The organism is Clostridium sp., from assembly GCF_029267215.1.
Classification (GTDB): domain Bacteria; phylum Bacillota; class Clostridia; order Clostridiales; family Clostridiaceae; genus Sarcina.
On record NZ_JARIDH010000042.1, the window covers coordinates 129033 to 151155 of the forward strand.

Consider the following 22123-nt stretch of genomic DNA (forward strand, 5'->3'; position numbering starts at 1 on the left):
TATAAAGACTTTAAAATATAAAAAAATATAAAAACTTAATAACATTGACATATTTTTGCCAAAAACATATTGTACACTTACATATATATAATGTATAATTAACATTTAGACAGATACTTATTTTTATTAGGTATTTAAAAATATCTTTTATACAAATTATAAAAAAGGAGGAGCTATTAAGCTATGAGTAGTAAATATGATAAAAAACTTAAAAAAGCATTAGCTCAATATGAAAAAGGAAATTACGAGGCAACATTAGATATATGTGAAAAAGTTCTTGATAAGGACTACAATAATGAAGAGGCACTTACTTTAGAGGCAAGATCTCTTGAAAAGTTAGACAGAATAAGTGATGCAGTAGTTTCTTGGAAAATAAATGCTGAATATAATAACAATGAAGAGGCTAGAAAAAAACTTAATCAGTTTGATAATATAGATGAGAAAAAATTAGCTATGAGTACTATTTTTAGTAATTCATTAAAAGACGAAATAAAGGCTAAACTTCAAGAAAATGCTCAAAAAGAATTTTCTAAACAATTAGAAAAAAGAGAAAAAGAAGTGACAATTAATAAGCCTACTGAAAAAATTAATATTAAAGAGGAAATTAAAATAGAAAAGACTCCTAAGGAATCTAAAAATAAAATAATAAATGAATTAAAGGAAAATGAGACTTTTAAAGAAAATAATATTCATAATGTAACTAAGGTTGATTTTTCTAAGAAAGAGGAAGTTAAGTTTGAAAAAAGTACTATTACACCTACAATAGAGGATAACTCTAAAGTAGAAGAACCTAAAGTTATAAGTACTCCAAACTTTAAAAATGAAAATTCTAACTCAAAAAAATCTGGAAAGAAAAAGCCAGTTAAGTACATTGCAATAGCAATTTCAGGAGTAATAGTTTTAGGACTTGCATATGGTGTTAATAAGCATATGAAAACAGCTGCTAATAAAAATCAAGTGGCAGTAGCTGATAATATTGATAAAAATACAAATAAAAATAATCAAACTAAACCACAAACTCCAAAAGAAGAAACTAAAAAAACTGAAGCTCCTAAATTTAATGTAGATGAATTAAACAAAGCTATTCAAAACGATGATATGAATGCGCTTTATACTATTTTACATTCTACTCCAAAAGATAAGGTGCCAGCTAATGATTTAGATAGTTATAATAATGCTGTTACTTTTATGCAAAACGAAGGGGTTAGAAATTTATATTTAACAGGATCTAAATTCTTTGAACAAAAGAAATATGAAGATGCTTTAAATGAATTCAATAAGGCATATGAATTCTCAAACAATTCATACTTAAAACCTCATTTAATTTACTTTATGGGTTCTGCTAATCAAAACTTAGGAAATGATGCTGAGGCTATAAAATTATTCCAAGATTACTTATCAAATTATAAAGCTAAACCAGGTGATAATGATGTAATGTATACTCCTCAATGTCTATATAATTTAGCTACTATATATGATAAAGAAGGAAATAAAGCAGAAGCTAAAAAATACGCTCAACAAATAGAAGATTCTTATCCAAATTCAATGTTCTATAATGATGTAACTAAGAAAATAATATACGGCTAAAATAAATTTTATCAAAAATCAAAAGACCATAGAAATTTTTCTATGGTCTTTTTTAGTAATAAAAAAGCTTGATTAATTATATGTAATTATTCCATGTTATATAAATTATATTGCCTTTACCTCTGGAAAAATCATATTTGCAACTTTTTCAAACTCTGATCCAACGTATTTTGAACTGTGTGAATCTGATCCTAAAACCATAGGAATATTATACTTCAAACATAAATTTAAGAATACTCCTTGAGGGTGTACTTCTCCACACTTCTTTCTTCTTAACCCTGAGGTATTTAGGTCTATTTCATATTCACCTTTTTTCATTTCCTTCAAAACTTTCTCTAAAAGGTCTAAATTATACTTTTCATTAGGAAAATCATCTTTATATTTTCTAACTAAAGTTGGATGTCCTATTCTTTTAGGCTTATACTTTCCTAAATCAGCTTTTAATGATTTAAGCATTGTTTCATAGTATAAATCATAAAGCTTGTCCATACCACCAATTTTCTCTACTAATTCACCAATCATATCAGAACCATTTCCAATTTGATAGTACTCATTATTAAACTTAACTATGTGAACTGAAAGTATTGCATCATCTAAAAATTTACCATACTTATCTAAAATAGCTTTAGTTTCTTTTTCATATCCTTCAATATAATCAACTTCTAAACCAACATTTATTTTAATTTTATCTTTATACTTCATTTTAAGAGCATCAATTCCAGCTAAGTACTCTTCTAACCTATAAAAGGCAAGGGCACTATTTTTTCTTGGTGATGGATCTTCTATAGGAATTGGCATATGCTCCGTAAATGTTATTTCATTGATGTTGTTCTTAAGTGCAGTATCTATATACATATCTAAGGAGTCATCACTTCCATGAGGACAATAAGTACTATGCACATGTCCATCTCTTCTTATGTTTAAAATCATATTCTTCCTCCGTAACTTTTATTTAAATTTCACATAACTATTATACATTATTAATTTAATATAATAAAATTTTAATTTAACTTTACTAAATTCTATAAATACATAAATTATAGAATAATTATTTTATATACATACTTTTAATTAAAATGAAAAAGCAATTACTTTGTGTTCTAATCCAAAGTAATTGCTTTAAAATACTTACTTTTATCTTTAAATTAAGTAGGTCTTATGAGATATCTAAAATAAACACTCTCTTAAAACAGGATCTTAAATTAAAACTTAAGTGATGAAATTTGCTTAAACATATTTATTTCTTTTTCAGATTCAACAGCATTTAAGGTTTCATTCCAATTTTTGTCAAACTTGATTTTATAAAGTTCAATATCCTCTTTATGATTTTTAGGTGCCATAGCAACAAACTCTTCTCCACATACTAATCTTTGTTCTAATATAATATAATCAATTTTCTTTCCATTTTCATCTCTAAAACTTACTATTTGTTCATTCATTATATTTCCTCCTTTACATTTTTATCCAATTGAAATTTCTTTTTCTTTTATTATTTTGTTTTGTTTTTTTAATTTTATTCTTTTTTTTGTTTATTACTCATTTACGAGTATATTATTTAAGAATATTAAATGGTCTTTTTTAAATACTCATCATATGTAATTTCTTTGTTACTTACTTTTTTTCATATTTACTTTTAGATAATATTACTGCTCCTTAATTTATAAAAAATTATTTACTTATTTTAATATCTCCTAATAACCTTTTATTTAATTACAAATAAAAATACCATATAGAATAGGCTTTTTAAATAGTCTATTCTATATGGTATTTTTTGTTATTTACTATATTTTTTAGATTTTATAAAAAGAATCATTAGCCAAAAAATTTGTATTAAAAAAACTACTATTGCTACCATTATAAAGTAATAATATGCTAATAAATTAGAAAATAAATTAGATTTTATTACAAAAATCAATACACTTGCCATTATTAAGCTTATTTTTGTTTGTAAAATACAAAATGTATCTTTTTTATTTTTAATTGCATAAAAAATTATTACTAGAAATGCTACTGCTAAGACCAATGTAATTATTGACAATATATTTAATTTTTCAACTGTTAAAATATTTGAATATTCATACCTTTTAAAATATACATAATGCATTACACCAGCACTTTTTTTAGTCATATTCTGAATAACACAAACGCCAACCCACATTAATATTTGAATTAACAGTATAAATGGATATACTATTTTTACTACTCTATTATTTTTCATATCTATTTTCTTGGTTCTCCAGTTTCTGTTGGCAATCCAGCATCACTCCAACCAATCCATCCATCACTATATATTGATGTATTATGAAGTCCCATTACATTTGCATAGGTATAAACTTCAGCAGCTCTCCAACCACTTCCACACATAAATGCAAGATGATTTTTTAAGTTTATTCCTTGCTTTTCCCACATTTTTTCTATTTCATATCCATTTCTCATAGTATTATCTACATTTCTATAATAATCTAAGGATGTTGAACCATGTGTACCTGCATATCCATATACAGCACCTGGTATTCTTCCTTTTTTATCATGGTAGCTATAACCTGATATTTTTCCTATATACTCATCCCAAGAACGATTATCAACTAATGTAAAATCTGATTTTTTTAAATCTTCCTTAAGTTCTGGAATTGTAGTCATTACACTTTTATCACTTGGTATTTTTTCACCAAAACCATTCCCTGGCTTTTTAGGATTAACCTTAGTTTCTAACTCATATCCTGCACTAGTCCAAGCACCATTTCCTCCATTTAATACTCTTACATCTTTAACACCCATATATTTTAATACACTAGCCACTCTGTAAGATGCCATTTGTTCTTCACCTGTAAGTATTATAGTATCATCTTTATTAATGCCAAAATCTTTTGAAAAATTACTTAGCTTTTCTGGTGATGCTAAAAGCCATTGTGGTGGATTTTTTGTAGGTGGTTCAATTATATCTGTATTTATATGTACACTTGTTGGAACATGTCCTTTTTTATAACTTGGGCTATCCTCTCCCCAACTTGCTTCAAATACTTTTATATTCTTTGCATTCTCAAAAGTTTCTGGTTTCTTACCATCAATTACTTCTTTAAGTATTTTAGCTGGCACTATTAAATCATAATCAGCATACTTTTCTAAAGGAAGATTCTTATCCTCTGCCCATTTTTTAATATCATATGAATAAAGATTTTTATATCCTTTATCATAAAGATAACTAGCTACAACCTTTGAATCTTTTCCATTTGCATCATATAAAATTATATTTTTATCCTTTGTTATTCCTTTAGTTTTTAAAGCTTCCTCTAATTTCTTTTCTTTTTCCTTATTATCCTTAGCTTTAAATGTTATCCAATTTGCTGAAAAATCTTCTGCATTTGGAATATGTCCCCCTCTTTTTTCACCATCTAAAATCCATCCATTATAGGAGTCACTTAGACGAGTATCAACAACGATCCAAGATTTATTCTTTAAATCATTTTCCACCTCTTTTGTTGTTAAACTCTTAAGATTTACATCTTTTATCTTGCTTTGTTCTTTATTATCACAAGAGATTAATGTAAATATAGAAGTGACTAAAATTAAGCTTAAAGACGCTTTTTTTAATAAACTCATAAATCTACTCCTTTGTTTTACATTGGTTTTATTGTCCTTTTAAAGGATATCAAAATTATTTTATTTAGTAAATAACCATTTGAATTTTTATGAATATTATACTTAGGTACAATTAAAATTACATTTTGATCATTTTCTAGCTTTTTAATTATTTTTTTAACAAATTTAACTTCAAATTAAAACTTTTTACATAAGAATACTTAAGAAATAATGAACTATTTTCGATATTTAGTAGATTATAATGATTTATAAGTAATTTTATAGAAGCCAAAATTCTAATTTAGATGTATTATAAAACATATGACATTTAATTTTAAGAGGTGACTATTATGGAAATGAATAAAAGCATAGTTAAAAGTATTGCTGAAAATCTTTCAGATAAAAGTTTTAATTTAAGATTTTGGGATGGAGAGGTTATTACTTATGGTAATGATGAAAACCCTGAATTTACTCTAATAATAAATAGCTTTCCTAGCAAGAAAGACCTTTTATCAGATGCTAGCTTAGCTTTAGGTGAAGCTTATATGAATGGAGATATAGAAATAGAAGGAGATTTACAGAAGTTTTTTGAAAGTATTTTACGTAATAAAAATAGCTTCATGAATAAAAGTACTTTATTAAAATTAGCATCTAAAATAAAAGCTCCTTCACTATTAAAATCAAAAAAAGATATTGCACATCATTATGACATAGGAAATGATTTTTATAGCCTTTGGCTTGATGAAACAATGAGTTATTCATGTGGATATTTTAAAGAAGAAACAGACACTCTTTATGATGCCCAAATGAATAAAATTCATCACATACTAAAAAAATTAAATTTAAAAGAAGGTCAATCTCTTTTAGATATAGGATGTGGATGGGGCTATTTAATAATAGAAGCTGCTAAACTTTATAAAGTTAAAGCTTTAGGAATAACTCTTAGTGAAGAACAATTCAAAAAAGTTAATGAAAGAATAAAAAATGAAGGTTTAGAAGATTTAGTAAGTGTTAAATTAATGGATTACAGAAACCTTGAAAAATCTGGTTTAGAATTTGATAGAGTTGTAAGTGTAGGAATGGCAGAGCATGTTGGTCATACCAATATACCATTATTTTATAAAAATGTAGATTCAGTATTAAAAGAAAGTGGATTATTCTTACTTCACAATATAACAAACTTAGTTGAAACTGAAGGAAACAAATGGATCACAACTTACATATTCCCAGGTGGATATATTCCAACTTTAAGAGAAGAACTTTCAATTGCTGCAGATCTTAACTTCCATGTTATAGATATAGAAAGTTTAAGACTTCATTACATGAGAACATTAGAAGAATGGGTTAAAAACTTTATGGCTCATTTAGACGAAGAAAAAGAAATGTTTGATGAAAGATTCTTAAGAATGTGGCATTTATACCTAGCAACTTGTGCTGCTGCTTTCCACTACTGGGATATAGATATACACCAAACATTATATTCTAAAGGAATAAACAACTCTCTTCCTATGACAAGAAAATATTTATACGAAGACTAAAATTATAGATTTATAATATTTAAATACATAAAAATACCCATGAACAAAATTTCATTCATGGGTATTTTTTTATATTAAATTCTCTTCATCTAATAATTTGTATAAAGTCGGACTTAAATTAAATTCTTCCACTAAGTTATTGACTTCTTTTAAAGACTTCTCTTTTTTATCCTTTGAAACCTTTCCCTTTGTTGCCCTTATTAGAATATTTTTAGGTGAATGTGCTATGTCTATAAATTCTAGTAACTGAGTTTTATATCCTGCACACTCTAAAAGATTAGCTCTAACTGAATCTGTCATAAGAGCTGATATTCTTTCTTTTATAATTCCATAGTTAGTTAATATAGAGAATTTATCAGTTTTTATTTGGCTATTAAACTCATGTTGACAGCATGGCACTGAAAATATCATTTTAGCATTCCACTTTATTGCATTATATAAAGCATAATCAGTTGCTGTATCACAAGCATGTAATGTTATTACCATATCTACCTTATTGTTATATTTAAAACCATTTATATCTCCAAGTTCAAAATGTAAATTCTCATAGTTGTATTTCTTAGCTATATCATTACATTTTTTAATTACATCAGCTTTTAAATCTAATCCTATCATATTAACCTTTATTTTCTTTATTTCAACAAAGTAATAATAAAGAATAAAAGTTAAGTATGATTTTCCACATCCAAAGTCTAGTATTGTAAGTTCTTTTTGATCTATTTTTTTAATCTCATCATCTACGATTTCTATGAATCTATTTATTTGCTTGTACTTATCATACTTTGAATTTACAACCTTTCCTTCCTTAGTAAAAACTCCAAGGTCTATAAGAGGTTCTATGATCATACCCTCTTCTAAGATGTAATTTTTCTTTCTATTATGCTCTTTCTTAACTACTTTTAAATTATCACTATGCTGTATTCCTAAAAATACTTTTCCTTTTTTAGAAACCTTAAGATCAAAGGATTTATCCTTTGAAAAAGCATTTAATTGTTTATAGTTTGAAGTAAATATTTCTAAAATCTTATCTTTTATTTCTGATTTCTCTATATTTTCATGAAAAACTTGCTTTTCAGTATATTTTTCTATTTGATAAAAATCTTTTTTATTTTTCTCTTTAAGCAAAAAAACTATCTTCTTATATTCAACATCCTTATTAAGCTTATTGCTTATTACTACCTTTACTAATTCCTCTTCATTAACCTTATCAATTGCTTTTATTAATTCTTCCATTAAATCACCTTACAAACTTTTCTTATTAAGCTAAATTAATTCACAAAACTTAACTTGCTATATAATATAATACCTAAGATTTTGTCATATATCAAATAAAGTTAATATAGTTAGGTTTTACTTAATAAGATATGCCAGTGTAAATTCATTGATATAAAATAATATTTTTTACACAATAAAAAAGAACCTAGCTTTTATTTTGCTAAGTTCTTTTTGTAATATTAAAAGCATCTTTTACAAGCTACGTATCCTTTTGCCTCTGCTTCACTTCTTGTCATCTTTATTGCACCTTCCATTTTATGTGCAGTAGGTGAACTATGATATTTGTTGCTTTTTGATCTTCCTCCATTTACATACACATAATCACCTTGTGGTTCAGATTGATTCACTGAAGGTGTAGAATTATTTGAAACATTTTTACTTCCATTACTAACACTATTACTGTTATTGCTAGAATTTGATTGTTGTTGTTCTAACTGTTTTTGATTTTTTATTTGAACCTGTTGTTGTGCTTGTTGTTCTTTTTTCTGTTGGATTTCCTGTTTCTTCTCTTCAAGATTTTTAATTTGCTCATTTTTCTTATCTAGTTCATTTTGTAATGTTTTATTATCTTGTTCTATTTTTGTATTTTCTTTTTCCATATACGCTAAAGAATTATTGATTTTTTCAGTTTCGCTATTAATCTTTTTTATTTCATTTGCTTTTGCATCATATTGGTTTTTATAATCGGTGGGATTTAAAAAAGCTATAATAGAAAATATTATTGCTATTATTATTGCGATTTTGTATTTAAATAAAAATTTTACAAATTTATTATCTTTCATAATTACTTAACTTCCTCACTTAACTCTTTTATTCTTTTGTCTGCATTTTCTATTTCATTATGCAAACTGTCTTGATTAGTAATTAATTCCTGTTTCTTTTCTGATAATTCTTGTCCTTTTGTTTTAAAATTTTTATTTAACTTATCAAAATCTTTTGCTAGTTTTTCTTCTTTGCTTTTAATCTCATTATATTGATCATAATTAATTTGCACACTCTTCTGAGGAAATGGAGTTAATATAATAGAACAAATAATAAGTGCTAAAAAAAATACGCCTAATTGTTTTAAACCTTTGGTTATAATTAAATAATTCTTGTTTTTCATAAAACCTCCTAAATTAAGATTTTTTTACATAATTCTTTTAATTATAACATTTTTTAATAACAAAATAAAGATACTAAAAAAGAACCTAGGACGAGATTTAGTGTAGAAATAAAACTCAATGTACATTTTATAAATTTAATGCTGTATTTTATTAATTTCAATAGTTATATAGTGTTTTAACTTTCTTATTTTTAGTTATTAATTTCACAACATTAGATCTTTAAAAATTCACTATAATATTTTATAAATATTTTTAAAACACATAATTTCCACATATTTACATATTATTTTATTTAATAAAGCCTAATATTTTCTATAATTGTTTTAAGGAGGATTATAATGATGAATACTAATAATAATGTATTTGAAAAAAGTCTAGCTATAAATGATAATATAAAAGCAATAAAGGTATTTGATAAGGATAATAATATATGGAATTCAAAGTATTTTAGAATTCCAAATCTACAGTTATTAAGTGATGGCACTATTTTAATATTTTCAGATATCCGTTATAATGGTCCAAATGATCATGCTTATATAGATATCGGTTGTGCTAGAAGTACTGATTTTGGAAAGACATGGAGTTATGAAATAGCAATGAAGAATGATCGTATAAACTCTACTTTTTCTCGTGTAATGGACTCAACAACAGTTATTACAAATACAGGTAGAATAGTATTAATTGCAGGCTCATGGAATACAGATGGTAATTGGTCAATGACTACTCCTACCTTAAGAAGTGATTGGTCTGTTCAAATGGTTTACTCTGATGACAATGGATTAACTTGGTCTGAGAAAATAGATTTAACCACAAACTCCTCAAAAATAAAAAATCAGCCTGAAAATACAATTGGATGGCTAGGTGGTGTTGGCTCAGGTATTGTAATGGAGGATGGAACAATAGTTATTCCAGCACAAATCTCCTTAAGAGAACATAATAAAAATAACTATTATTCATTAATTATTTATTCAAAGGATAACGGTGAAACATGGGCAATGGGAAATAAAGTTCCAAGCTCAAATACCTCCGAAAACATGGTTATAGAATTAGATGGATCTTTAATTATGAGTACAAGGTATGACTATTCTGGTTATAGAGCCTCATATATATCTCACGATTTAGGAAGTACATGGGAAATATATGAACCTTTAAACGGTAAAATTTCAACTGGAAAAGGAGCAGGATGCCAAGGTTCTTTTATAAAAGTAACTACTTCAAAAGGTCACAGAATTGGATTAATTTCAGCACCTAAAAACACTAAGGGTGAATATGTAAGAGATAATATAACTCTTTATATGATTGATTTTGATGATTTATCCAAAGGGGTTCAGGAAGTATGCATCCCTTATCCTGAAGAAGGGAATAAATTAGGTGGTGGATATTCTTGTTTATCATTTAAAAATGAACATTTAGGAATTGTGTATGAAAGTGATGGAAATATAGAATATAAAGATTTAACCCCTTATTATCTACTAATTAATAAACAATAATACCACTATTAATAGACCAAGATGTAAAGTCCAGAAAAAAAATTTACTGGACTTTATATCAAATTACAAATCAAAATTAAATTTTAATAACAATATTTTTTAATCACCCTTAACTTCAAAATCTTTTAAAGTCTCAATATCTACTGGCTTTGAATAAAAATATCCTTGAATATACATTTTTTCATATTGAACTAATTTAACAATATCAACTTGATACTTTTCTTCTATTCCTTCAAATATTATAGTTCTATTACATAGCTTACATATTTCTACTATGAATTCTATTGTCTTTTCATTTAAAATAGACTTATTTAAATTATCAGCAAAATACTTGTCTAATTTTACTATGTCAGAATCTATCTTATTCAATAAATCTAAGTTAGAATATTCAACACCAAAATCATCTATAGCTATTAAAAATCCATATTCTTTCAATAAACTTAAAGTGTTTTTTATCTTATTTGCATCTTCCATACCAAACTTTTCTACTATTTCTAAACAGATATTGTAATTTTCCATATCATAATCTTTTAAAATATTCATTACTCCTTTTAAAAACTTAGGATTTTCTATTTCTTTGAAAGAAACATTTAAAGATATGTAAAAATTAATTCCTTTAACACTTTTATAGTCTTTTATTTTATCATAACCTAAAAAAACTTTTCTTAGAATCCATAAAGCTAAATCTAAAGACATATTATTTTTTTCGATTTCATTTATGAAACTATATGGACTTAATATTTTACCATCTTTCTTTAATCTCAAGAGAGTTTCAAAGCCTTTTACCATATTTCTCTTTGGATCTACTATAGGTTGATAATATAAAAGATATTTATCATTTTTCATATAATTTTTAATTTTTCTTCTAGTTTTTATCTTATTTATCCTATCTTTTCCTTTTGTATGTACATAAGCTAAAATTATAACCATAAATATACGAATTAATATTTTTTCCATTTTTAATTTATATAAATATTTATTAAAATATTTTGAATAAACATCATATCCTAAGTTCCTATTATTTTCTTGGATTTCTCCAAGTACTGAATCTATATTTTCAATTAATTTTTTATTTTCTTTCCTAGCTACTATGTAAACTGGACCTGCGGAAAACTCGAAAAACTTTTTAATGTTTTTATCTTTAATATTTAAATTGCTTCTTGTATTTTCTACAATAAAGTCAACTTTATTATTTAATAAATATTCTTCTGCCTTATAATAAGATGGAACATTTACAAGTTTTACATTTATGCCTTTATTTTTTAAAATCTCTAAAATAAATTGATTATTTTGGTATCCTTTTAAATAAGCCATTTTCAATCCGTTTAATGCTTTTAAATTTCCAATTTTTAAATTTTTATTAGTATATATTGCAAAATTATCATTATTTATATACTGATCAGTAAATTCAAATTCTTTTTCTCTTTCTTTAGTTTTAACTATTCCAAATACTAAATCAACTTGTCCCGATTTAAGTTTTTGCAAAGTTTCTGTTGCTTCACAATTTACATATTCATAATTAAAATTCAACTTTTTAGCTATTATTTTTAATAATTCATTATAATATCCATAGGGCTTTAAGTTTTTATTAAGATAATAACAAGGATGATTTTCATAAAAAGCCACTTTTATTGTTTCCTTATTATCATTAAATTTATTTATATTGAAATTCAATATTATACATCCAATAATTACACCTATTAAAGTTATAAGAAATATTATACTTGCAAAAAGCCCCCTTTTCTTCATAAATTAACCCCTTTCCAACTTTTGATATAAAAAATATCTATTTTAAATCTTTATACCTTGTAATATTAACACAATTCATAATATAATTAATTTTAAACAATTATTATATTGCTATTAATAAGCTAAAATATAACTATTTTCATCATAAAAAAAAGATAATTTATAGAAAATAATTATATAATATCCTTTTAAGGAATTAATATATTATTTTGTAATTATTAATATAAAGTTAAATCAAAATTTTATAAATAAATAATATAGAAACAAAATTCTTTTAATAATATAAAAAAAGAATGAGTTTAATATAAAAAATCAAACTCATTCTTCTTATAAATTACTTAGTGAAATACTCACTGCATATAAAATTTAAAAGAAAACACCTTAAAAAGCACCTTCTAAAATCTTACGGCTTACTTCTAAAGTTATTTCTCCTTTTTCTCCTATTGAAGTCATATTATGCTCTTCTAAAGCTTTTATTAAATCATCAATACTTTCTTTCTTAACTCCATAATCACCTAATCTAGTTTTAATTCCTAAGCTTTCAAAAAATTCTCTTGTCTTAGAAATGGCAAGGTCTATTCTTTCTTCTTTACTTCCTTCAGTTATTTTAAATACTCTCTCTCCATATTGTAATAACTTTTCTCCTTTACTCTCTCTCATAACATTCCAAAGTGATGGTAGTATTATTGCAAGAGTTTTTCCATGGTCTATTCCAAACATAGCAGTTAATTCATGTCCTAAAAGATGTGTTGCCCAATCCTGAGGAACTCCAGCCCCAATTAATCCATTTAACCCCATAGTTGCACACCAAACTAAATTTGCTCTTAAATCATAATCAGTTGGATTATCTATAGTTTTTCTTCCAATCTCGATTAATGTTAAAAGAATTCCTTCTGATGCTCTATCTTGGAACCTTCCTTCAGCTGGATAAGTTAAATATTGTTCAAGAACGTGTATAAAAGTATCTACAATTCCATTTGCAACTTGAGTTTCTGGTAATGTATAAGTTAATGTTGGATCTAAAAATGAGAATTTAGGAAATACTAATGGATTACCAAAGGATCTTTTTCCAACCTTAGAAGTAATTACTCCTCCACTATTCATTTCTGACCCTGTGGCAGGTAAAGTACAAACAGTTCCTAAAGGAATTGCTTTAGAAACTTTTCTAGAATTAGCCTTGTCTCTTAATAAGTCTAATGCATCTCCTTCATAATAAGTGGCTAAAGAAATAAACTTAGTTCCATCCATAACAGAGCCCCCACCTACAGCTAAAAGAAAATCGATATTTTCCTTTTTAACTATATCAACAGCTTTCATTAAAGTATCAAACTTTGGATTTGGCTCTATGCCTGAAAACTCTATAACCTCTCTTCCTTTTAATCCTTTTAATACCTTATCTAAAGTGCCAAACTTTTTAACACTTCCTCCTCCATAAGTTACAAGAACCTTTGCATCTTTTGGAACCACCTTATCTAATTCCTCTAATCTATCTTTTCCAAATATTATTTTTGTTGGATTGCAAAAGTCAAAATTATACATATATATTCTCCTCTCAAAATTTAATCTATGTAATTTCAAACTCTGTTTTGAGTTAATTTTTTACTATATTATTTCTTTAATCTTATTTATAAATATATCCCTAACTTCTTTATATTCTAATAAACCTTTTTCAATGAAGCTAACCTTAATTCCTTCTTTTTCAAGCTTATTTTTCCAAGAATCATCCTTCAAAATCATATCCTTTTTAGTATGCCACCCAGCAAATATCATCAAAGGTATTATGGTTATCTCTTTTATATTCTTTTCTTTAATTCTTTCTAACACATTAGAAAAACCAATATCTCCTTCTAAAACTCCAACTAATGTATTATTATATCCAAGTTTATTAATCTCAATTTGCAAAGTCTTATACTCACTATTATACATATTATAACTTCCATGACCAATCAATAAGGTATTTTTATTATTACTTATTAATTTTTCTATGCTATTTATAAAATTATTATAAGGCTTAGAATTCATATGGTCTTTATTTATTAATATATTTTCATCACTTAATGAATTTTTAAATAATAAGGGGGTTCCAATTTTTATACTTTCAAAGGATTCTTTATATTCAAAAAATATATCTTCTACTCCCCTATATTCTTCTCCATTCATTATATATATAGGTGCTATTACAACCTCTTTATATCCATCTTTTTTTAATTTTTCTAATACAATATTAGGTTTATATATATCTATATTATGCTTATTTTTAATTTTTCTAATTATTTTTTCAGAAGTAAAACTCCTAAAGACTTCATAACCTTTTAAAACTTCTTTTATCTCCTCTTCTAACCTTCCTGTAGAATTTTCTAATGGCTCTAAGAAACTTGTACCAAAACATACAATTAATATAGCTTTTTTCAAAGTTTCACCTTCTTTTATTTTTTCTTGATTATATCATATTTTTTTATATTATTTATACTCATTTACGATTATATTAATTAAGATTATTTATAAAAATATAAAAAAATCCTCCCATTATAAAACAGTTTTATTATTTTAACTATCTACTATAATGGGAGTACAGAAATTTGTCTAATCTATTTATTCAATTAAAAACATTCTTTTAAAAGAAAATGCCTAATTTTTATAAGAATTTAATCTTTATTATTCACCTAAGAACATTTTTATATCTTCTTCAACATTTGTTATTCCACCAATTCCAAAATTTTCAACTAAAACCTTAGCTACATTTGGTGATAAGAATGCTGGTAAGGTTGGCCCTAAATGTATGTTTTTAACACCTAAGTATAATAATGATAATAATACTATTACAGCCTTTTGCTCATACCAAGCTATATTAAATGATATTGGTAAATCATTTATATCTTCTAATTCAAATACTTCTTTAAGTTTTAATGCTATTAAAGCTAGTGAGTATGAATCATTACATTGACCTGCATCTAGAACTCTTGGAATTCCATTTATATCTCCTAAAGAAAGTTTATTATACTTATATTTTGCACATCCTGCTGTTAATATTACAGTGTCTTTAGGTAATGCTTTTGCAAAATCAGTGTAATAATTTCTTGATTTCGCTCTTCCATCACATCCTGCCATTACAAAGAATCTTTTTATAGCTCCTGATTTAACAGCTTCAACAATATTATCTGCTAATGCTAGAACCTGATTATGAGCAAATCCACCTACTATTTCTCCACTTTCTATTTCTTTTGGAGCTTTACACTTCTTAGCTTGTTCAATAATAACTGAGAAGTCCTTATCCCATTCTGAATTTCCTTTTATATGCTTACATCCTACAAATCCAGCTGCTCCCGTTGTATAAAGTCTATCTTTATAAGTATCCTTTGGTGGAACTATACAGTTTGTTGTCATTAATATTGGTCCATTAAAACTTTCAAACTCTTCTTTTTGTTTCCACCATGCATTTCCATAGTTTCCTGCAAAGTGAGAATATTTCTTAAATGCTGGGTAGTAATGAGCTGGTAACATTTCTGAGTGAGTATAAACATCTACCCCTGTTCCTTCTGTTTGTTTTAATAATAATTCTAAGTCTTTTAAATCATGTCCTGATACTAATATACCTGGATTCTTTCTTACTCCTATATTAACCTTAGTTATTTCAGGATGTCCATAAGTTCCAGTGTTTGCACTATCTAATAAAGCCATTGCATCAACACCAACTTTTCCTGTTTCTAAAGTTAGAGTAATTAATTCATCTATACTTAATGAATCATCTAAAGTCTTAGCTAATGTACTTTGCATAAAGGCATTTATATCTTCATTATCATATCCTAAAGCATTAGCATGTTTCATATAAGCTGACATACCTTTTAATCCATATATTATAAGCTCTCTTAAACTTCTTATATCCTCATCTTTAGTAGCTAACACTCCAACCCTTATTAATTTTTCATCTAAGATTGAATCTACTGATACTTCTTCCTTACTTTGAAACATATTTTTTATTTTCTGTAATAAACTTACCTTTTCATCTATTTCACTTTTATTAGTAGCACTCCATAGAGCTGCTTCTGATAAAGCTTTTTTATTTTTTAACTTTCCTAATAACTCTTCCTTAACACTTAATGTTTCCTTAACTCTCGCATAGAATATTTCATCATCAAAGTTTGCATTAGTTATTGTTGTAAATAGGTTTATTGTTATTAAATTATTTATCTTTGAATCTATTTTAGTTTCTTCTTTTCTTAATCTAGTAGTAACTTCGCTTAATCCCTTAGTAACATATATTAATAAATCTTGCATTCTAGCTAAATCTGGTGATTTTCCACAAACCCCAAACTTTGTACATCCTGTACAACCTGCTGTTTCTTGACATTGAAAGCAAAACATTTTATTTTCCATTTAAAATTCCTCCATTTATTAAAACTTCTTCTTTTGTTTCTTAACCTAAACTTTTTCTTTTGTGCTTATTTCCTGTTGACATTTATTATCATATAACAAAACTCAAACTTTTCCCGTAACCTATGTTACCAAAATTCAAATTTCATATTTCCTAATTTATACATTTTAAATATTATGTTTTAGACATTCAAAGTATCTTCTGTAAAATAAAAATTTAAACTAAATTAAATATAAAAAATAAGAACCCTATTTAGAGTTCTTATTTTACTTGTATTAAATTTTCAACATATTTCATATCTATGTTTTCATCTAAAAGTTCACAAAGCTTATCATACTGGCTTATTTTATAAGCTTTATAATCAATTTCTTTACTTTCCTCTATGTTAATTTCTTTCTTTAGCTTATTTATAAGAATTTCTCCAAAATCACCTTCATCAAAAATTCCATGTATATATGTTCCAAATACATTTCCCTCTCCATTTTTCATTCCTAAGACTCTTCCATCAGAATCCTTAATCCATATGTTTTCTTCTTTAGTTGGTAGGCTTTCTCCATTATGAATTTCATAACCTTTAAACTCTTTTCCATCTAAATCAAAGGCACAAACTTGCTTAGTAGTCTTAACTTTATTAAACTTAGTTTCTATGTTTAAGAATCCTAAAGCCTCTTCTTCACGAGCTTCCCCTTCAATGCCTAAAGGATCACTTATTTTTTCCCCTAGTATTTGATAACCACCACATATTCCAAAAATTAAAATTCCTTGTTTTTTCTTTTCTTCTAATGCTTTTTGGAATCCACTTTTCTTTATGTAATTTAAATCATCAATTGTATTTTTACTTCCTGGAATTATTATTAAGTTTGCTCCTTCTAATTCCTTAGGATTTTCTATATATCTAAGATTTACATCCTTAATTCTTGAAAGAGAATTAAAATCCGTAAAGTTTGACATATGAGGAAGTTTTATTACTGATACACAAATTCCTTCATCTTTCTTTTCTCCTAACTTAATAGAAGTGCTATCCTCTTCCTCAATATCTAAATCAAAATAAGGCATTACCCCTAAAACAGGAATATGTATAATATCTTCTATTTGTTTCATTGCTGATTTAAAGTATTCTGGTTTTCCTCTAAACTTATTTATAATAACCCCTTTAACTCTTTTTCTTTCTTCACAAGTTAAAAGCATTATGGTTCCTACAATAGAGGCAAAAACTCCTCCTTTATCAATATCAGCAACTAAGATTACATCTGCATCTGCCATTTTAGCCGTATGCATATTTGCAATATCTGTTTCCCTTAAATTAATTTCTGCACAACTTCCTGAACCTTCTAATACTATTAAGTCATAATCCTTTGAAATGTCTTCATAAGCTTCTTTTGCTTTTTCCTTTAAATATTTATTTAAGTCCTCATACTTATAAGCATCCATTGTACAATGAACTTTTCCTCTTACTATAACCTGAGTTTTATATCCTGTACTAGGTTTCATAAGTATTGGATTCATATATTCCTTAGGTTCTATTTCACAAGCTTCTGCCTGTACAACCTGAGCTCTTCCTATTTCGTCACCTTCCTTTGTTACAAAGGAATTTAATGAAATATTTAAGGCTTTATATGGAGCTACACTATATCCCTTTTTCCTAAAATATCTACAAAAGGCTGCTGCCAATGTACTTTTTCCTACTGAAGAAGCTGTTCCAAGTAACATTATTCCTCTATATTTCATAACTTTCACCTACTTAATATCTAAATACCCATGAGTTTCTGTAAGAATATTTTCTCCAATATTAAAGTTTATTTTTTCTTTAAATAATGGACCATCATAAACAAAAGTATGATATTCTCCATTCTCCCCACATGGGTCAGATCCTGCTTCTTTTATTTTCTCAACCAAGTCCTTAGTTAAAACTTTTCCTAAGAACTCCTCTCCTAAGACATCTAGTCTTACATTCTTAATAATCGCTTTAAAGCCACTATCTATGAATTCATAAGTTAAATCTTCTCTTCCTTCTTGCCAAAGTGGAAATATTGCTTCAATTTTAGCTTCATTACATCTATCTTGGCACCAAGTTCTGTGTTCCTCTAAATCTATATCTCCAAAGACACAAGCTGTTGCTCCCATATTCTTAGCTTTCTTTAAGGCTTCTTCAAAAGTTTCTGTATAATTAGTTCCATCACTTTCTACTAATAATAAAGGAATATCTAATGATTTTGATACATCATTTAAAAATTTATCTGGTATCCCATGAAACCAACTTCTTAAAACTTTCTTATCTACTGTTACTAATAAAGCAACTGGTTTATGACCATCTTTTATCATTCTATATAGTGATAATGTACTATCTTTTCCACAGCTATATGACATTATAAAATTCTTTTTCAAATTGCACACCTACTTCCATCTTTCTAAAGCATCTAACATAAAGTTTCTAATATCTATTCCATACACTTCTTTTACTTTCTCACTATTTAAAACTTCTTTTGCTTTTCCTTCACTATAAATTTTCCCATGATTTACAAGTATTACTTTTTCACTAAATTTTTGCACTAAATTTAAATCATGTAAAACACCTATAACACATTTATTATTTTCTTTAGTCCATCTATTAATATAATCTAAAATCTCTATTTGGCATTTTAAATCTAAATGATTTGTTGGCTCATCTAAAAGAAGTATATCAGGTTCCTGTGCAAAAGCTCTTGCTAAATATACCCTTTGTAACTGTCCACCAGATAACTCACTTATAAGTTTATCCTTCTCATTTAAAAGCCCAACACTCTCTATACAGTCTAATACTATTTGTCTATCTTTTGTATTTAAACTTGAAAACAGCCCCTCCATATGAGCATATCTTCCTAATGATACTGTTTCAAAAACTGTATAAGAAAAATATATATCTGAACTTTGACTCATTAAAGCAATTTTTTTAGCTAATTCTTTTCTTTTTAAATCCTTAACTTCGGTTCCATCTAATTTTATTTCGCCTTTATAATCCATAAGATTAACTAAAGACTTTAAAATTGTTGATTTACCACATCCATTAGGCCCTATGATTGAAAGATTTTCTCCCTTATTAATTTTAAATGATACTCCATGAATAACCTCAAATCCATCATATCCACATCTTAAATCTTTAACCTCTAACATTCTATCACCCATTTCTCTTTCCAAAATAAATATATGCAAAAAATGGTGCCCCTATCAAGGCTGTTATTGCACCAACTGGAAGCTCTGATGGAGATATTATAGTTCTTGAAATTAAATCAGTTAAAACCATCAATGTTCCACCAACTACAATACACATAGGTATGACAATTTTATGATTTGAACCAAATATCTTTCTTACTATGTGAGGAGTTATTAAATCTATAAATCCAATTACCCCACTTAAAGCCACCGCACTTCCTGTTAATATTGCCACTGAAATAAGTAAACTTTTTTTAACTTTCTTTGTTTCTACGCCTAAACTCTTTGCACTATCTTCTCCAAAGCTTAGTATGTCCATTTCTTTTGTGTATTTAATTACCCTGACTAGCCCAACTAAAAAAAATGGGAAACCAGCTATAACATAACTCCAACTTTTCATAGCAAATGAACCCATTTGCCACATTGTAATAGCTTTTATATCCTCACTACATAAAGATGTTATTGTTGTTAAAATTGCACTTGTAAAAAGTGATAAAACCATCCCTGCTAATATTACTGTGTTATTTGAAAGTCCTCTATCAACTTTATTAGAAAAGATTATAACCATAAAAACAGTTATTACTCCACAAATAAAGCCTATAATTGGCATTGCTAAATTTCCTATGTAAGGAATTGATATTCCTAAAACTATATATATTCCTACTCCTAAAGAAGCCCCTGATGAAACTCCTAATGTATAAGGAGAAGCAAGTGGATTTTTTAGTATTGATTGAATTACAGCTCCACTGACTGCTAAGGAAGCCCCTACACCAAATGCCAATAAAACTCTTGGTAATCTAATTACCCAAATAATTGCTACGTCCTCTGGTCTAATTCCTACTCTTAAAGGAATATCAAAAAACTTATTCCCTATAATAGAAATAGTATCCCATATATGAATATTGGAACTTCCAATGGAAGTTCCAATACAAATAACTAATAACACTAGTGGAATTGCTAGTGTTATTAGAAGTTTTCTTTTTTTATATTCCTGCATATTGTTCTGGATAAATATCCTTTGCAATTTGTTTTAATGCATTTATTACATATTGGCTTCCACGAGATGAAGCATTTTGGTCTACTAAGAATATTTTTTTATTCTTAACAGCATTTATTGTATTCCAGCCTGGACGTTTAGCAATTAATTCTGTAGCATCTTTTATATAGCTTTCATTTGTTAATATTACATCTGGATTAGCTTTTATTATAGATTCTTCACTTGGTGATATCCATCCTTTTTGATCCTCAAATATATTTTTTGCTCCAACTATATTTAATAAGCTATTTAAGAAAGTATCATTTCCAAAGCTATATAACTTTGATCCTGAACCTATTTCAAAGTAAACTGTTTTCTTATCTTTTATAGTATTACCTATAGCTTTTATTTTATTAACTTCCTTTTTCATTCCGTCAACCATTTCAGTTCCTTTTTTCTCTGTTTTAGTTAACTTAGCTAAGAAGTTTATATCTTCATAAATTCCATCCATACTTTCACTAGTTGGAATATAAACTACAGGTATTCCAGCTTCTTTTAATACCTTAAATGGATCTTCTTTTCCTTCTCTATTATGTCCTGAAGCTATTACAACATCTGGTTTTAAAGCTATTATTGCTTCTGAATCTGGGTTTCTAAAATCAAATTTAGTTACATTAGAATTTATTCCCTTTACATCTTCCGAGTATTTATCAATACCTACAATTTTACTCCCTAGCCCTAATCCTACTAATATTTCAGTATTAGAAGGTGCTGTTGAAACTATTCTTTCAATCTTTTTAGGTACAGTAAACTCTGTTCCCTCCATGTCTTTCATGGTTACAGTTTTCTTTCCACAACCTACAAAAAGTAGTAAAGACATAGTCATTACCATTAAGACTGCAAAAACTCTCTTAAAATTTTTCACTTTTTAGCCCTCCAATTTAATATTTGTAACATTTAGTTTTGAGGTTTAAGATTAACATTCAAAAAAGCATACCTAAAGGAAAGCATACTAAATATTTTAACACATATTCTATTATTCCAATATCAGAGAATAATAGTCATTATATAAGGTCAGATTTACATACTTTGAATCATCCTCCATCTTGCCTTCCTAAATATAGCATGCAGTGAACCAAAATAAACTTTCGTAATCTTAACGTTTTCTTAGGTGGTTGAAGCTTTTTACTTCATTCACTATAAAGTAAATCTCTCCACATTATGTGTTAATCTTTATTGATTATATTATTATATTTTCCTCA

The 22123-nt window shown here is 26.6% G+C and carries 19 protein-coding genes; 3 read left to right on the plus strand and 16 right to left on the minus strand.

From position 1 onward, the window contains the following. Positions 1 to 183 precede the first annotated feature (183 nt). Entirely contained in the window at positions 184 to 1587 is a 1404-nt protein-coding gene (locus tag Q1K13_RS07500) for a tetratricopeptide repeat protein (protein WP_300349016.1), read from the plus strand. A 105-nt stretch (positions 1588 to 1692) separates the two neighbouring features. Here the strand turns inward: Q1K13_RS07500 and hisJ are convergent, their stop codons facing one another. The 4 genes from hisJ to Q1K13_RS07520 form a co-directional block, all read right to left on the minus strand. Then, positions 1693 to 2517 carry a histidinol-phosphatase HisJ gene (hisJ, locus tag Q1K13_RS07505; RefSeq protein ID WP_300349018.1) on the minus strand — a complete coding sequence of 275 codons (825 nt, stop codon included), beginning with the start codon at positions 2515 to 2517 and terminating at the stop codon, positions 1693 to 1695. A gap of 272 nt (positions 2518 to 2789) precedes the next feature. After that, entirely contained in the window at positions 2790 to 3026 is a 237-nt protein-coding gene (locus Q1K13_RS07510; RefSeq protein ID WP_300349020.1) for a DUF1292 domain-containing protein, read from the minus strand. Positions 3027 to 3361: 335 nt separating this feature from the next. Next, positions 3362 to 3805: a hypothetical protein gene (locus Q1K13_RS07515; protein ID WP_300349023.1), complete on the minus strand. Its 444-nt coding sequence runs from the start codon at positions 3803 to 3805 to the stop codon at positions 3362 to 3364. 2 nt (positions 3806 to 3807) lie between these two features. After that, positions 3808 to 5187 (minus strand): rhodanese-like domain-containing protein, encoded by a 1380-nt coding sequence (locus Q1K13_RS07520; protein ID WP_300349025.1) that lies wholly within the window; start codon positions 5185 to 5187, stop codon positions 3808 to 3810. Positions 5188 to 5516: 329 nt separating this feature from the next. On the opposite strand from Q1K13_RS07520, the gene Q1K13_RS07525 reads away from it, so the two are divergent. Then, positions 5517 to 6704 (plus strand): SAM-dependent methyltransferase, encoded by a 1188-nt coding sequence (locus Q1K13_RS07525; RefSeq protein ID WP_300349028.1) that lies wholly within the window; start codon positions 5517 to 5519, stop codon positions 6702 to 6704. 69 nt (positions 6705 to 6773) lie between these two features. On the opposite strand, the gene Q1K13_RS07530 is transcribed toward Q1K13_RS07525, so the two are convergent. The 3 genes from Q1K13_RS07530 to Q1K13_RS07540 form a co-directional block, all read right to left on the minus strand. Further along, the gene (locus Q1K13_RS07530; protein ID WP_300349031.1) at positions 6774 to 7937 is read right to left on the minus strand and encodes a class I SAM-dependent methyltransferase; all 1164 of its coding nucleotides are present in this window, start codon (positions 7935 to 7937) and stop codon (positions 6774 to 6776) included. Positions 7938 to 8158: 221 nt separating this feature from the next. Beyond that, positions 8159 to 8761, minus strand: a complete 603-nt coding sequence (locus Q1K13_RS07535) for a hypothetical protein (RefSeq protein ID WP_300349034.1) — start codon at positions 8759 to 8761, stop codon at positions 8159 to 8161. 2 nt (positions 8762 to 8763) lie between these two features. After that, a complete protein-coding gene (locus Q1K13_RS07540; RefSeq protein WP_300349037.1) occupies positions 8764 to 9084 on the minus strand; it encodes a hypothetical protein in 321 nt (106 codons plus the stop codon). Between the two features lie 342 nt (positions 9085 to 9426). On the opposite strand from Q1K13_RS07540, the gene Q1K13_RS07545 reads away from it, so the two are divergent. Then, complete coding sequence (locus Q1K13_RS07545; protein WP_366522624.1) at positions 9427 to 10575, plus strand: sialidase family protein; 1149 nt, start codon at positions 9427 to 9429, stop codon at positions 10573 to 10575. A 99-nt stretch (positions 10576 to 10674) separates the two neighbouring features. Here Q1K13_RS07545 and Q1K13_RS07550 read toward each other — a convergent pair whose 3' ends face one another. The 9 genes from Q1K13_RS07550 to Q1K13_RS07590 form a co-directional block, all read right to left on the minus strand. Beyond that, positions 10675 to 12324, minus strand: a complete 1650-nt coding sequence (locus Q1K13_RS07550; protein WP_300349042.1) for an EAL domain-containing protein — start codon at positions 12322 to 12324, stop codon at positions 10675 to 10677. A gap of 381 nt (positions 12325 to 12705) precedes the next feature. Next, entirely contained in the window at positions 12706 to 13863 is a 1158-nt protein-coding gene (locus tag Q1K13_RS07555; RefSeq protein ID WP_300349045.1) for an iron-containing alcohol dehydrogenase, read from the minus strand. A gap of 63 nt (positions 13864 to 13926) precedes the next feature. Beyond that, positions 13927 to 14736 carry a sirohydrochlorin cobaltochelatase gene (locus tag Q1K13_RS07560; RefSeq protein WP_300349048.1) on the minus strand — a complete coding sequence of 270 codons (810 nt, stop codon included), beginning with the start codon at positions 14734 to 14736 and terminating at the stop codon, positions 13927 to 13929. Positions 14737 to 14979: 243 nt separating this feature from the next. Beyond that, positions 14980 to 16698, minus strand: coding sequence for a hydroxylamine reductase (gene hcp, locus Q1K13_RS07565; protein WP_300349050.1), 1719 nt, complete (start codon positions 16696 to 16698; stop codon positions 14980 to 14982). Between the two features lie 259 nt (positions 16699 to 16957). Next, entirely contained in the window at positions 16958 to 18424 is a 1467-nt protein-coding gene (locus Q1K13_RS07570) for a cobyric acid synthase (RefSeq protein ID WP_300349053.1), read from the minus strand. A 9-nt stretch (positions 18425 to 18433) separates the two neighbouring features. Beyond that, positions 18434 to 19081, minus strand: coding sequence for a Dph6-related ATP pyrophosphatase (locus tag Q1K13_RS07575; RefSeq protein WP_300349055.1), 648 nt, complete (start codon positions 19079 to 19081; stop codon positions 18434 to 18436). Positions 19082 to 19090: 9 nt separating this feature from the next. Further along, a complete protein-coding gene (locus Q1K13_RS07580) occupies positions 19091 to 19846 on the minus strand; it encodes an ABC transporter ATP-binding protein (RefSeq protein ID WP_300349158.1) in 756 nt (251 codons plus the stop codon). Between the two features lie 4 nt (positions 19847 to 19850). Then, positions 19851 to 20882, minus strand: a complete 1032-nt coding sequence (locus tag Q1K13_RS07585; RefSeq protein WP_300349058.1) for a FecCD family ABC transporter permease — start codon at positions 20880 to 20882, stop codon at positions 19851 to 19853. Continuing rightward, a complete protein-coding gene (locus tag Q1K13_RS07590; protein WP_300349060.1) occupies positions 20869 to 21786 on the minus strand; it encodes an ABC transporter substrate-binding protein in 918 nt (305 codons plus the stop codon). The genes Q1K13_RS07585 and Q1K13_RS07590 overlap by 14 nt, the downstream gene beginning before the upstream one ends. Between the last annotated feature and the right edge of the window lie 337 nt (positions 21787 to 22123).

Coding starts and splice junctions, on each gene's coding strand:
- Q1K13_RS07500 (WP_300349016.1), top strand. CDS start 184: ATGAGTAGTAAATATGATAAAAAACTTAAAAAAGCATTAGCTCAATAT.
- hisJ (WP_300349018.1), bottom strand. CDS start 2,517: ATGATTTTAAACATAAGAAGAGATGGACATGTGCATAGTACTTATTGT.
- Q1K13_RS07510 (WP_300349020.1), bottom strand. CDS start 3,026: ATGAATGAACAAATAGTAAGTTTTAGAGATGAAAATGGAAAGAAAATT.
- Q1K13_RS07515 (WP_300349023.1), bottom strand. CDS start 3,805: ATGAAAAATAATAGAGTAGTAAAAATAGTATATCCATTTATACTGTTA.
- Q1K13_RS07520 (WP_300349025.1), bottom strand. CDS start 5,187: ATGAGTTTATTAAAAAAAGCGTCTTTAAGCTTAATTTTAGTCACTTCT.
- Q1K13_RS07525 (WP_300349028.1), top strand. CDS start 5,517: ATGGAAATGAATAAAAGCATAGTTAAAAGTATTGCTGAAAATCTTTCA.
- Q1K13_RS07530 (WP_300349031.1), bottom strand. CDS start 7,937: ATGGAAGAATTAATAAAAGCAATTGATAAGGTTAATGAAGAGGAATTA.
- Q1K13_RS07535 (WP_300349034.1), bottom strand. CDS start 8,761: ATGAAAGATAATAAATTTGTAAAATTTTTATTTAAATACAAAATCGCA.
- Q1K13_RS07540 (WP_300349037.1), bottom strand. CDS start 9,084: ATGAAAAACAAGAATTATTTAATTATAACCAAAGGTTTAAAACAATTA.
- Q1K13_RS07545 (WP_366522624.1), top strand. CDS start 9,427: ATGAATACTAATAATAATGTATTTGAAAAAAGTCTAGCTATAAATGAT.
- Q1K13_RS07550 (WP_300349042.1), bottom strand. CDS start 12,324: ATGAAGAAAAGGGGGCTTTTTGCAAGTATAATATTTCTTATAACTTTA.
- Q1K13_RS07555 (WP_300349045.1), bottom strand. CDS start 13,863: ATGTATAATTTTGACTTTTGCAATCCAACAAAAATAATATTTGGAAAA.
- hcp (WP_300349050.1), bottom strand. CDS start 16,698: ATGGAAAATAAAATGTTTTGCTTTCAATGTCAAGAAACAGCAGGTTGT.
- Q1K13_RS07570 (WP_300349053.1), bottom strand. CDS start 18,424: ATGAAATATAGAGGAATAATGTTACTTGGAACAGCTTCTTCAGTAGGA.
- Q1K13_RS07580 (WP_300349158.1), bottom strand. CDS start 19,846: ATGTTAGAGGTTAAAGATTTAAGATGTGGATATGATGGATTTGAGGTT.
- Q1K13_RS07585 (WP_300349058.1), bottom strand. CDS start 20,882: ATGCAGGAATATAAAAAAAGAAAACTTCTAATAACACTAGCAATTCCA.